This is a genomic window from Paenibacillus sp. NPDC056933, assembly GCF_042674385.1.
In the GTDB taxonomy this organism is placed as follows: domain Bacteria; phylum Bacillota; class Bacilli; order Paenibacillales; family Paenibacillaceae; genus Paenibacillus.
Genome location: NZ_JBHUQN010000004.1, coordinates 224,696 through 237,083, shown reverse-complemented (window position 1 = coordinate 237,083; position 12,388 = coordinate 224,696). Strand labels below are relative to the sequence as shown.

At 50.1% G+C, this 12,388-nt stretch carries 11 protein-coding genes; 5 read left to right on the top strand and 6 right to left on the bottom strand.

The features are described from left to right. Nucleotides 1-18 precede the first annotated feature (18 nt). The 4 genes from lysA to ACFTRD_RS25165 all read right to left on the bottom strand — a co-directional run bounded on the left by lysA (nucleotide 19) and on the right by ACFTRD_RS25165 (nucleotide 4,068). Nucleotides 19-1,305, bottom strand: coding sequence for a diaminopimelate decarboxylase (gene lysA, locus ACFTRD_RS25180; protein WP_379384812.1), 1,287 nt, complete (start codon nucleotides 1,303-1,305; stop codon nucleotides 19-21). Next, nucleotides 1,306-2,694: a preATP grasp domain-containing protein gene (locus tag ACFTRD_RS25175; protein WP_379384810.1), complete on the bottom strand. Its 1,389-nt coding sequence runs from the start codon at nucleotides 2,692-2,694 to the stop codon at nucleotides 1,306-1,308. Next, nucleotides 2,633-3,643 (bottom strand): 3-oxoacyl-[acyl-carrier-protein] synthase III C-terminal domain-containing protein, encoded by a 1,011-nt coding sequence (locus tag ACFTRD_RS25170; RefSeq protein ID WP_379384808.1) that lies wholly within the window; start codon nucleotides 3,641-3,643, stop codon nucleotides 2,633-2,635. Before ACFTRD_RS25170 ends, ACFTRD_RS25175 begins: the two co-directional genes overlap by 62 nt. A 113-nt stretch (nucleotides 3,644-3,756) precedes the next feature. After that, entirely contained in the window at nucleotides 3,757-4,068 is a 312-nt protein-coding gene (locus tag ACFTRD_RS25165) for a hypothetical protein (protein ID WP_379384806.1), read from the bottom strand. Nucleotides 4,069-4,251: 183 nt separating this feature from the next. Here ACFTRD_RS25165 and ACFTRD_RS25160 point away from each other — a divergent pair, with 183 nt between their 5' ends. Next, the gene (locus ACFTRD_RS25160) at nucleotides 4,252-5,502 is read left to right on the top strand and encodes a helix-turn-helix domain-containing protein (RefSeq protein ID WP_379384804.1); all 1,251 of its coding nucleotides are present in this window, start codon (nucleotides 4,252-4,254) and stop codon (nucleotides 5,500-5,502) included. A 130-nt stretch (nucleotides 5,503-5,632) separates the two neighbouring features. On the opposite strand, the gene ACFTRD_RS25155 is transcribed toward ACFTRD_RS25160, so the two are convergent. Both ACFTRD_RS25155 and fosB read right to left on the bottom strand, forming a co-directional pair. Then, entirely contained in the window at nucleotides 5,633-5,830 is a 198-nt protein-coding gene (locus ACFTRD_RS25155) for a hypothetical protein (RefSeq protein WP_379384802.1), read from the bottom strand. 133 nt (nucleotides 5,831-5,963) lie between these two features. Then, nucleotides 5,964-6,383 carry a metallothiol transferase FosB gene (gene fosB, locus ACFTRD_RS25150; RefSeq protein ID WP_379384800.1) on the bottom strand — a complete coding sequence of 140 codons (420 nt, stop codon included), beginning with the start codon at nucleotides 6,381-6,383 and terminating at the stop codon, nucleotides 5,964-5,966. 168 nt (nucleotides 6,384-6,551) lie between these two features. On the opposite strand from fosB, the gene ACFTRD_RS25145 reads away from it, so the two are divergent. The 4 genes from ACFTRD_RS25145 to ACFTRD_RS25130 all read left to right on the top strand — a co-directional run bounded on the left by ACFTRD_RS25145 (nucleotide 6,552) and on the right by ACFTRD_RS25130 (nucleotide 12,381). Then, on the top strand, nucleotides 6,552-7,451 hold the full coding sequence (locus ACFTRD_RS25145) for a glucose 1-dehydrogenase (protein ID WP_379384798.1): 900 nt from the start codon (nucleotides 6,552-6,554) through the stop codon (nucleotides 7,449-7,451). Nucleotides 7,452-7,686: 235 nt separating this feature from the next. After that, nucleotides 7,687-9,297: a gamma-glutamyltransferase family protein gene (locus ACFTRD_RS25140; RefSeq protein ID WP_379384796.1), complete on the top strand. Its 1,611-nt coding sequence runs from the start codon at nucleotides 7,687-7,689 to the stop codon at nucleotides 9,295-9,297. A gap of 397 nt (nucleotides 9,298-9,694) precedes the next feature. Continuing rightward, the gene (locus tag ACFTRD_RS25135) at nucleotides 9,695-10,702 is read left to right on the top strand and encodes a BMP family lipoprotein (protein WP_379384794.1); all 1,008 of its coding nucleotides are present in this window, start codon (nucleotides 9,695-9,697) and stop codon (nucleotides 10,700-10,702) included. Between the two features lie 26 nt (nucleotides 10,703-10,728). Beyond that, nucleotides 10,729-12,381, top strand: a complete 1,653-nt coding sequence (locus tag ACFTRD_RS25130) for a methyl-accepting chemotaxis protein (protein WP_379384792.1) — start codon at nucleotides 10,729-10,731, stop codon at nucleotides 12,379-12,381. The last annotated feature ends 7 nt before the right edge of the window (nucleotides 12,382-12,388 follow it).

Here is a 12,388-nt window from a genome sequence, read left to right as displayed (position 1 = left end):
GTTCATCATCTCTCCTTATCAATTGGTTATTGCCGTATGCGATACTTGAATCAAATGCTGTTTGCCCAGCAGATCCTGCGGCGTATCCCTATCCCGGATCAAATGGGCCTCTCCGCCGACAATCAGAACTTCGGCCGGACTTCCGTGACTCAAAAAGTGCGTTGGAGAAGCCGTTGGCCCATACGCTCCGGAGTGAAACACCCCAATCAAGTCCCCCCGTGTAATAGGAGGAAGCTGAACACGTTTGCCCACAACATCATTGGGAGTACATAAGGGACCCGTAATGTTGTACTCGGCCACAGGTGCTTCTCCATAACGCGTCAGGGATGCGATCGGAAAGTTGCGCTTCACGTAGGAACCTGTACCTACTGCTGCCATATGACAGTTCGTCCCTCCATCCGTCACAACAAAGTTTTCTCCATATGATTGCTTGACGTACAACGCGCAGCTGACCAACATACCGCAAGTACCTACCAAATAACGCCCAAGCTCCATGATCAACCGGGTATTCGGGTGCCCAAGACGAAAGGCTTCGAACTGCGGATTTAATTGCTCCGTCAGGGATGCGATGGACAGAGGCTGTTCACCTTCATGGTACGGCACACCCAATCCCCCGCCGACATCAACCATGCGCAGCGTAATATCAAGCTCATTCTCAAGCCTCTCAGCCAGATCCAGAATATGACGGGTATTCTCGGCAATTGGTTCGACTTCCAACATGCGAGTTCCCATGTATACGTGAAGACCCATAATCTCCACATGCGAACAGCCCTCAAACTGCTTCTTCCCCTGAAGCACACTTTCTTCGTCCATACCGAACTGGCGCGGTTTGCCGCCCATAGTCAGCCTTGACCCTTTAACAGAAAAGGAAGGATTCACTCTGAGAGCCACGGATACAATCCGCCCTTCGCTGGCGGCGATCATCTCGATGCGCTCAAGTTCCTGAAACGATTCGCACACGATAGCATAAATGCCGTAACGTATACAGGCTGCAATCTCTTCATCGCTTTTTCCAGGTCCAAGGAAAATAATGCTTTCTGGCGGTACGCCAGCACTTACAGCCGTATGCAATTCTGTCAGGGAGCATACCTCTGCCTGTGCGCCCATCTCCCGCAGCATGTGTACAATGGATATATTCGGGTTGGCTTTCAGTGAATAAAACAGTTCCACATGGGGTGTAAGCGATCCCCTAAGTTCTTGATACACCTGTCGCAGTATATCCCCGTCATAGACATACAGGGGCGTCCCGAATCTCTCGGCTATTTCCGATATGGGCAACTGCTGAACCTGATATTCGGCTGACATTCACATCACCTCGTTTATAGAAGATAAGACGGCTTCTACCGATTCGTCGATAACTCGCAGCCGTTCAGGGGAAGACGCAATAATTACGCCATACAGACGTCCGGAAAACAGGGTTCCTTCACTTCTGAATGCCGCATTGACCGTAGCAAAGTTGTTGATTAACAGTCCCTCGCCATTTTCCGGCTTGAACATCAGCCCGCCCAATCTTGAGCGCAGGTCTCCGTACTCCAGCAGATGATTGAGCCGCAGAGCGTACTTTTTCGCCAGGCCGAACATGCCGTCTGGAAGCCATTGATTCTGAATGTTCGTCTGGTAAGTCGACATATTAAACCTTGCATTGATTTCGAGATTCGGCCAAATCGTGCCATCCTCGTCCAGAATCGCGTCCATGCCGGCGATACCATAATATCCATCCCGATGCAATGCTGTACCGATTCTCATGGCTGCCTCCCGAATAATGCCCAGTTGAACATCATCCAGACGAGAGGGCATGAGATGTCCCTGATGTACGCCCTGCTCTACCAGCGACTCCTTTACGCCGAGGAATTCGACTCCACCGGACCGATCGATGAGAATCTGGTAATTCAGGTCACAGATTTTGTCGATCCATTGTTCGAGCACATAATTGATCCTGTGAATGTCCTTTTTACTCGCCTGCTTCTCCAACATGCTCATACATTTGTGAAACCGGGTTTCGTCGGCAATGACGGTAATGCCTTTGCCCGATACACCCATGGAATCCTTCAGCACAAGGCGCCCGCCCTGTTCAAGCACAGGCTTCAGACGCTCGAAACCGGACGCAAGCTCTTCCAGAGACGTACATTCTACGCCTGGAATCTGGCGAATGCCCAGTTCAGCGTTGAGCCGGCGCGAATAACCCTTATCATTCACCCTGCGGAACACGTCCGCGGAGGGAACGGCAAGAGGGATTCCCGTAAGGCGGGAGAGCTCTTCTTCCTGGGCTGATGTCCCAAAGGGAACCAGAAAAGCACGTGTTCCGGACTCCTCAGACAGATATCGCAGCTTGTCCAGGGTCTCTGGACAATTCAGAAGATTAGCAGTAATGTTCAGTGCCGGCTCATTGCATCTTGCAGCAACACACCTTGCCCGACCAAAACCGAGTGTCTGTGCCTCGGCTATGAAGGCTTGATCTGGCACACTCTTGAGCAGGATGATATCGTTCTCGCCGGCGAGAAAAAGCCCCAGCTCCTCCATCCGGTTCACAACGTCTGCAGCTGAGCCAATACTCAATGAAGGCAGCTTAAGAATTTCCGGATCACCCCAATATTCCTCAACCTCAAAATTGTTCAGGAATACAAAAGTAACATCATGCTGGCCCGTTAACGCCCACTTCAACTTGCTCGAAAAATCGGTCAACACTGTTGTCACGCCTATTCCCCCCAATTCCTGCATATTGCATTACTGCTACACTGAAGGTAACCCCAAGACCAACCGTGACAAGCAGATAGTAATCATCCGGTCGCAGAAGCTCCTGCTCCAGAACAGCTTGAAGATTGATATACGGATCCGAACAGAAGCAATGACCGATCTCTTCCACATTCGATGTATATATTTGTTCGAGAGGATACGACAACCTGGCAGCAACTTTCTTCCAGGAAGATAAATTCACATTGTGCGGTATGATATATCGAATGTCCTGCAGTACCAGATCTGTCTGCTCCAAAGCTGTCATAATGGCCTCGCATAACCGGGGCGTGTAGATCTCCTGAAATTCCCTCTGTAATTGGGAATTCCCCGTCAGCACATTGCAGTACTGACCCAGCGTAACGCTCGTAAGTCCAACCATCCGGCTTCCTTCTCCGATATTGCCAACCAGGACAGCTGCAGCTGCCTCCCCCATCACGGTTGTGTTGGGAATCAGCTGCACAACGGGGCTAAACGTTTTTTCCCCTGTCAAAATTAAAATATGATCATCCGCTTCCAATGAAGGCAGCAATGTCTCGGCAACATTCAGGGCAACCAAACCCGATGCGCAGTTCTGCTGCGTAAGCGAAAACGCGATGGCATGCTGCAATCCGTACGCCCGTTTCAGGCCTTGCAAAACTTTCATAGGAAAGGGGAAATTTTCCTGAATTGTGTGGCAATAAATGATATACTTAATTGAAGCAGGGGCTACCTTCTGATGGTTTACCACCTGGGCAAGCACACGCCCGAGCAGTGCCGTCAGATCTCCGTCCCTGTCTTGTCGAACCTGTTTCAAACCATGAATTTTTTCCAGTACTTTCGTCTGGGCATTGTTGAGTCCCAGAGCATCATTCAGTTCCCGAATGGGTACGATATGTTCTGGAATATAAGACCATATTTGCTTGATATGCATCGGCTCAAGACACCTCGTTATCACCAACGTGCGAATCTCTCTGAATATAGGGAGAGAGAGCTTCCGCGGAAGCTCTCATCTATGAATCAAACTAATGCGATAAGTAAGTAGGATCAGGCACGGGCTGCTGCCGCACGAGCTGCTACAGCGCGAGCTTCTGCTGCACGAGCCGCTGCTGCACGAGCTTCTACTGCGCGAGCTGCTACTGCACGAGCTTCTACTGCACGAGCTGCTGCTGCGCGAGCTTCTACCGCACGAGCTTCTACCGCACGAGCTTCTACTGCACGAGCTTCTACTGCACGGGCTTCTACTGCACGGGCACTAACTTCACGCGCCTCACCCAGTACGTTAGCTTCCATTTGTGCTGCTTCAATTTCTTTGCGTTTCAATTGCTCCAGTGTAATGGGAGTCGCTTTAAGGACCATTCATTTCTCCTCCTTTCATCTTGGATACTATCATTCTATAATCTCCTAAATTGGAATTAAACTGTAAATGGAGGTAAATGATCCCCTTACACCCCTTACTCCTTGCTTATGCCACTCCATCGAATCAACATACAATTCACTATTCTAGTAAAATCAAACTATATTAAGGGACGGTGAATGAACATGCTCGGACCCAAAATCCGGGAAATCCGGGAGCAGCTTGGTCTCTCGCAAAAGCAATTGGCGGGGGAGGATATGACACGCTCTTATATCAGCCTTATCGAAAAAGGCAGAGCCGTTCCTTCTCACCGTATGTTGAAGATCATTGCCAAACGACTGAACACACCTATGGAGTATTTTTTGGGAGGAAGTATAGGGACAGATACGGATATCGGTGTAGCCGTGCTGGATAAAGCGAAGGCCTATCATGAGGAGAACAACGACCATGCCTGCATTCGCATGGCTCATAATGTGCTCACACTGACCAAGGATGTGCTAGACCAGACAGACGCCTATCTCCTCATTATGCGCAGCTATAACCGAATGGGTGAACATCGCGAAGCCATGGACAAGGGAGAGGCTGCAGCCTTTACAGTAACCCGTACCGGAGATCGGGAGCGCATTGTTCAATACTATCTGGAGATGGGGCGATCCGCTTTTCACGCCGAGCTGTTTCATGCTGCCCGCAAATATTATGAACAGGCGTATACCTATAGCAGCAGGCTTAAACACCTGCAGGATGATCATATTCGTGCACTAACATATCTTGGAACCACTCATTTGCGCCTGGGGAATGTGGACCAAGGTCTGGATTTCTACCATAAAGCAGAAAAAGAAGCCCGGATGACAGGACAACAGGAACTTTATGGTGAGATTACGCTTGGCTTGGGCAAAGCTTACTACATGTCCGGGCAGGACGGGCATCTGTCGTTAAGCTATGATTGGACCAAAATCTCGGCAGATTCATATAAGCGGGCAAAAAGCGAATCCTACGTTCTGGCCCTTCACAATCTTGCCGTTATTCAGCTCTATATGGGGCAAAAAAAAGAAGCCCTTCCCTTGCTGGCTGAATGCGCCGAAATATACGACAAACGCAATCTGCCCCACAAGAAGGCTTCCATATTGGAGGAAATCAGTAAAATCTATCTGGAAGAGCGCCAGCCGCTGCAGGCAGAGGCTGCCATCAAAGAAGCCCTTCAATTGCTGGATCAGCGAGATGAAGGGATACTCCGGGCAAAATTATATCGTCTTCTTGGCGTGGTGTTTCATGAGAAAGACAATCCGGACGAAGGCTATTACTTTCTTCGAATGAGCCATGATCTGCTAAAACGCATCTATGCAGACCGTGAAGCGAACATCAGCCACCAATTACTCCTTCTGAGCAAACAGAATGGTAAAATGGAATACAACGACTACAAAGCATTTATCAAATAAGGCAACTATCATCTTCTCCTAACAACTGTAGAAACAAAACGAAAAGGTTTTATGGTATCCAGGGTCTCTGGTACAGAGGCCCCTATCTACGGCTTAAGCTTCAAAACGACACAGAATCCAATCAACATGTTCATCTAAGAGGAACCGGATCATTCAGATCAAGTAGAGTTGCAGGTGGAAATCCGTAATTCTGTTGATCCGAGAATTCAGCAAGCCCCGTGCGTTCCCCCGAAACGTGAATCCCCCCTGTAAGAACCGAAACCAGCACGACTGTGGCCATGCAGAGTCCACTTGCCATTACCCGTAATTTGGATCCTTTGCTCCCCACGTCCATCTCTCCTTCTGTATCATTTGGCAATAGATCTATCCTTTATCCTCGGCGAACCTGAGACTTATTTTACGGATAATCGCAGTGACATTAAATACGTTAATTACCATTTACCTCCATTTACACAATGATTTTAAGGATAAAAAGTCATATGAGGCTTCTCTTCGCGATAATAATCCACCCTTTGCTTCATGTTACCTGTATGCAGTTCGAACAGGTGACCATCTGGATCGGTAAAATAAACGGACAACGCATCCTTTGGATCACGTGGTCTTCCTGGGAGAATGTCTGCCCCGGCTGTCCGTAATTGCTGGACAGATTCATCGAATTCTTCCTCTTTTACGGTAAATGCAATATGCGTATAGGTTCGTTCGGTATAATTGCGAATCACATCTTCCTGATTCAAGGCGATCCAGAGACCTGCAAGCTCGAAGTAGGCCAGCTTACGTCCCTTCACTTGAATGCGGGCACCGAGAGCCTTCTCGTAGAAAGCAATGGATTGTTCCAAATTAGATACCGAAAAGCAGAGATGATTGATCCCCTGAATATTCATTTGGCTCTTGACACCTCCATATTTTAATGGCCTGTTGCCCTAGCTACATCCTTATTATGGTATATTTTGCGCAAAAAACAAATGCCCTTCTTCCTCCTGTCGCACCTTCTTCTGGGCGAATGCATAGTTTAGGCGTATGAACGAACGTGCGAGGAGGATGTAAAACAAATGAATCCTGTCTATCCTTTTTACGGTGAGAAAACGGTGTGCAAGGAACAGAAGCTGGCTTTCCCACCCCAGCATCAGGACCAGCAGCCGGGCCTGGAAACCTTGATGGTACCTGAACCGATCAGTGAAGATCCGGCCTATATCGGCAGCTGCAAGCTGGAGGGCAAGGTGGCCATTATTACCGGTGGTGACAGCGGAATCGGCAGAGCGGCAGCCATTGCTTTTGCCAAAGAAGGTGCAGATATCGCCATCGCTTATCTATATGAACGGACTGACGCCGAGAGGACACGTGATCGCATTGAAGAGCTGGGACAACGGTGTCTGTTGATCGAGATTGATCTGCGTTTGAAGAAAAACTGTGAGGCAGTCATTCGCACGACGATGGAAACCTTCGGCAAAATCGACGTTCTGGTCAACAATCATGGCGTGCAATACGTACAGCCGAGCATAGTCGATATTACGGAAGAACAGCTATACCATACATTCCAGACCAATGTGTTTGCCTATTTCTTTCTTATTCAAGCGGCTCTTCCCCATCTGTGTAAAGGAGCATCTATCATCAACACGGCATCCATTACGGCCTATAAAGGCGATGTGCAGCTGATTGATTACTCCTCCACCAAAGGGGCGGTGGTTTCTTTGACCCGGGTACTCGCCAAATCGCTTGCCTCCGAAGGAATCCGGGTCAATTGCGTGGCTCCTGGACCCATCTGGACACCTCTTATTCCTTCCAGTTTCTCGGCCGAAGATGTGCAGGTGTTCGGTACAGAGACGCCGATGGGCCGGGCAGGCCAGCCTTATGAATTAGCGGCTGCCTACGTCTATCTCGCATCCCGCGACTCTTCCTACGTCACCGGTGAGTGCATTCATGTCAATGGCGGCGATATGGTAACAACCTAATCCCAATAGGTCACATTGATAGTGGTTGTTTTTGCACCATTTCTCCGTTCAAGGAAACTCACAAGGACATGGATGCGCGCGGTGTACACTTCGGTGTATCGGGCATGTCAGGTTGGATTTCGTACGGTCAGCAGGAGAACGGCGGTCTTGTTCCGAAGAGGTTTAGGAGTACATTCGTAAATCGAACCGGTCAATCCGGAACCTGACGTCTTGCGACAAGGAGCTGAGCAACCTGATGAACTACGATCCACTCTACCAACCGTATCCGTCTTACCGTGTGCCCGTCTATGCCAAGCAAGGCATGGTCGCCACTTCACAGCCTTTGGCTGCACAAGCCGGACTGGATATATTAAAAAAAGGCGGCAATGCCATTGATGCGGCCATCGCAACGGCGGCGGCACTGACCGTGCTGGAGCCAACGTCCAACGGCATTGGCGGCGATGCCTTTGCCCTCGTCTGGACCGAGGGCAAGCTGCACGGCCTGAATGCCAGCGGCCCAGCGCCTCAGGGCATATCCATTGAGGCGCTTCATGCGGCAGGCCATACGGAGATGCCGAAGCTTGGGGTGATCCCGGTGACGGTGCCTGGCGCACCGGCGGGTTGGGCGGAGCTGAGCCGCCGATTCGGGCGGCTTACGCTGGCGGAAGCGCTGGAACCGGCTGTCCGCTACGCGGAAGAAGGTTACCCGCTTGCGCCGGGGCTGGCCCGCCACTGGGCACGGGCAGCCGAAGTGTATGCACGCCAGGGCGATGCGGAAGCCGGTCGGGCATGGTTTGAGACATTTGCCCCGGGCGGACATGTTCCCGCCGTGGGCGAGATGTGGCGTTCGCCGGATCATGCAGCTACACTGCGCCGAATTGGCGAGAGCGGAGCGCGAGACTTCTACGAAGGCGAACTGGCGGAGCGTATTCATTCTTTTATGGCACAGCACAGCGGCTACCTGACCAAAGACGATCTGGCCGCATTCCAGCCTGAATGGGTTGATCCGATCTCGGTCTCCTATCGCGGATACGACGTATGGGAAATCCCGCCGAACGGTCAGGGGCTTATTGCTTTGGCAGCGCTCAATCTGTTGAAAGGCTTTGATTTTGATGAAAAGGAGTCCGTTCTGGCATACCACAGGCAGCTGGAAGCCATGAAGCTGGCGTTTGCCGATGGAGAAAAATACATTACTGAAGAACGCAAGATGGGTGTAACCGTGGAGGAGCTTCTGTCTGAAGCATACGCGAATGAACGGCGCAAACTCATCGGAGATACAGCACGCCTGCCTGAAGCAGGCGATCCACGGGCAAGTGGAACTGTCTATCTCGCTGCAGCAGATGGTGAAGGCAATATGGTTTCCTTTATTCAAAGCAATTATATGGGCTTCGGCTCCGGGCTGGTTGTTCCAGGCACAGGCATTGCCCTGCAAAACCGGGGACATAACTTCTCGCTTGATCCGGATCATGCCAACGCACTGGAGCCAGGCAAACGGACATATCACACGATCATCCCGGGCTTCCTGACACGTGACAATGAAGCGGTTGGGCCCTTCGGGGTCATGGGCGGGTTCATGCAACCCCAGGGCCATGTGCAGGTCGTCATGAACACGGTGGACTTCCACCTCAATCCACAGGCTGCGCTCGATTCTCCGCGCTGGCAGTGGACCACTGGCAAAACGATACTCGTTGAGCCTGGATTCCCTTCACATATTGCACAGGCACTGGCACGCAAAGGGCATGACATACAGGTCGCCCTCGACCCGTCGATGTTTGGACGGGGTCAGATCATCTGGCGCAACCCGGACAGCGGTGTATTGTGCGGCGGCACGGAAAGCCGGGCTGATGGCTCGGTAGCCGCATGGTGACCCACAGGGAGCCCTAGAGCCAGTTTATATCGCTAATCGCTACCACAGCGTTTTCTTATACATTTCGATTGGACAATTAACATCAACAGCAGGACATACCCATGATGTGAAATATGTACGCAACCGATCCATTCCATAGGCAAAGAGGAGATGATTCATCCCATCTCCTCTTTGCCTTTTTTCAGTCTTTTTACTTCTGCAAAGCAACCAGTTTCGGTTTTTCCACATCCATATGGCTGAGATTTGTAAACAAAATGTACAATTCATGAAATTATAATTTGTTTTCCGTAAATTTTCATCCCGCACCATAATACACACTCTGTTTCTGGCCGATATACATATAGGGAAATGCTCACCTCACGCTTCAACACTTATACAGAAATGAGGGTATACCGCTATGAAAACAAAAAGGAACATGAACGCAGGCTTCACCATGATGCTAATGCTAATGGTGCTGGTCCTGGGGGCGTGTTCAGCCAACAATAATAAAACGGCAACAGACACCCGAACGCGAGTCGGTATTGTTCTTACCGAAGTCGGTCTGGGCGATCGTTCTTTCAATGACGCCGCTTTTGATGGACTGGTTCAAGCCAGAAACGAGAAGAGCATTGTCTTTGACTACCGGGAGCCTAGCAAGGACTTAACCACCGAAGCTGCATTTGAGCAATTTGCGGAGGCCAAAGTAGACTTGATTATCGGCCTGAGCGACACGGCCCAAGCCGACATGGAGAAGGTAGCTGCCAAGTATCCTGATCAGCAATTTCTCTTGATTGACAGTCAGTCCAAGTTACCCAATATTTCTTCCATATCGTTCAAGGCTGAAGAAGGAAGTTATCTTGCAGGTATGATTGCAGGCTTTGCCACGACCGATGACCATGTAGGCTTTTTGGGTGGCATGGATATCCCTGTTCTCCGTAATTTCCAGCAGGGTTTTGAACAAGGCGTTAAGGCAGTCAACCCGGATGCTACTGTTGATGTTGTCTACGCTGGAGACTTCGGTAATGCCAAGCTTGGCGAAGAGCTTGCTTCTCAGATGATTGAGGAAAAAGATGCTGACGTTATTTACGTTGCTGCAGGTCTTACAGGCGTAGGTGCACTAACGGAGATTCAGAAATCAGGAAAATACGCCATAGGTGTAGATACCGATCAATTCTTTTTGGCGGAAAAGGCAATCCTTACGTCCATGCTGAAAAATGTGGATGTATCGATATATAACGCAGTTAACACGTTTATCCAAAACAATCACACCTTCCCTCAGAAACAAATCATTGAAGGTCTGGCAGAGAACGCCGTTGGACTTACCGCTCTTCATAATATCACGCTCAGTGATGAACAACAGCGAACCTTCGATGATCTGAATAGACAGATCTCATCCGGCAAAATAAAAGTTACGCTAGATCAATAAACTATCGGATTCGAGGAGATACGCTTATGAAATTGCAGGGAAAGCTGATATTTAATGCTCTAATCTCACTCTTACTATGCCTTGCATTGGTAGCCTATATCATTATGGAATTGCTCGGCATGAATGCCAAAAATCAAAATCTGGTGCCAGCAATGCTAAAGGTTAGTGAACTGAATGCCAATCAGATTCAGACCCAGCAGGCGCTCGATGTATACTCGTTCTCCATGACCGCCGGGAACCAGGATGCCGTAATCCGCTTGCTGGACGAAGGCCAAATGATGATTCAGCAGCTTACCGGCGGATTGCTCGAAACGGATCAGCAGCTACAACTCATTCAGTCTATCCAGACTAAATTGGCTGCTCTGAGTCAGGGAGCCACCGATGCCATGACAGCAATGGACAGCCCGGAAGCCAAACGCTATAGCACACGGGTTCGAGGCATACAGAACGATATTTATACGTTGGATGAGATCACCCGGGACCGGTATGATCAATATACAATCGATCTGGAGCGTGACATCCAGCAGACGTGGCAAGTCGCCTTGGGCGGGGCTGTCGTATTGCTTATCGCCGTTATGTTATTCAACATGTATACTTCACGTCAGATCGCCAAACGTATCCGTACACTGAAAGAAGCCGCGGGGCGAATCGCAGACGGTGATCTGACGGAGCAGCTGCCAGAAAGCCGGGGCAAAGATGAACTCGATGATCTGAATCGTTCATTCCGCCTCATGACAGACAACATTCGAACCATTATTCAATCGATTGGCGCAGCTGGTCATCGTGTCGATCGGATGGCCCAAGACATCGATCACGGAAATGACACAGTCCAAGCCATTGTACAGCAAGTATCACGCACGACAGAAGAACTGTCGGTTGGCAGTCAGAAGATTGCCGAAGATCTGAGTGAAACGGTCATGGTCGTGGACAAGATGCAGCTCACCTTCAATAACAATCTGCAGGCCACCTCACAATCGGCAATTGAGGGCAGCGAAGTGTTAAGTACCGTCGAAGAAGGAAACAAAGCTGTACAGGAACAGCTTCGCCTGGCCGAAGTGAACCGCATGGCGATGTTGGAAGTGCAGCAGACCGTGCTGGAGCTGGAAGAAAGTGCAGCCCGGATTACAACGATGACCGGATATGTATCGGAAATTGCCAAACAGACGACCCTTCTGTCTTTGAATGCCTCCATCGAGGCAGCTCGCGCCGGAGAAGCCGGACGCGGCTTCGCTGTCGTTGCAGGAGAAGTCAACAAACTCGCGGAACAGTCTGCTCAATCAGTGAAACATATCTATGCGGCTGTTGGTGAGATCACAACCTCCATGGACAAGGTGAAGAACTCTGTGGCACAGAGCATGCAGCTCTTTGGCGAACAGGAACAAGCCACCGGACAGACCCAGGAATCCTTCTCTGCTATTCGTCAGAGTGTGGAGCGGATTAGCACGGGTATCCACCAGCTTGCAGAAGATATGCAGCAATCGAGCGAACTCAGTGCACAGGTGCAGCAGGCCATCGAAAATATAAGCGCCATTACCGAACAGTCAGCGGCCAGCAGTGAAGAAATTACGGCTTCAACGGCGGAGCAGCAGCGTTCATTCGAAGAAGCGAGCATGAAAGTCAAATCACTCCGCGACATCAGTTCGGAGATGCATCAGGAACTTCAACGATTCCGTCTATAGTTAGATT

Bases quoted from the DNA above. Each gene is read 5' to 3' on its own strand.
- fosB (WP_379384800.1), bottom strand. From the start codon at position 6,383: ATGAATATTCAGGGGATCAATCATCTCTGCTTTTCGGTATCTAATTTG.
- ACFTRD_RS25140 (WP_379384796.1), top strand. From the start codon at position 7,687: ATGAACTACGATCCACTCTACCAACCGTATCCGTCTTACCGTGTGCCC.
- ACFTRD_RS25160 (WP_379384804.1), top strand. From the start codon at position 4,252: ATGCTCGGACCCAAAATCCGGGAAATCCGGGAGCAGCTTGGTCTCTCG.
- lysA (WP_379384812.1), bottom strand. From the start codon at position 1,305: ATGTCAGCCGAATATCAGGTTCAGCAGTTGCCCATATCGGAAATAGCC.
- ACFTRD_RS25135 (WP_379384794.1), top strand. From the start codon at position 9,695: ATGAAAACAAAAAGGAACATGAACGCAGGCTTCACCATGATGCTAATG.
- ACFTRD_RS25170 (WP_379384808.1), bottom strand. From the start codon at position 3,643: ATGCATATCAAGCAAATATGGTCTTATATTCCAGAACATATCGTACCC.
- ACFTRD_RS25165 (WP_379384806.1), bottom strand. From the start codon at position 4,068: ATGGTCCTTAAAGCGACTCCCATTACACTGGAGCAATTGAAACGCAAA.
- ACFTRD_RS25130 (WP_379384792.1), top strand. From the start codon at position 10,729: ATGAAATTGCAGGGAAAGCTGATATTTAATGCTCTAATCTCACTCTTA.
- ACFTRD_RS25145 (WP_379384798.1), top strand. From the start codon at position 6,552: ATGAATCCTGTCTATCCTTTTTACGGTGAGAAAACGGTGTGCAAGGAA.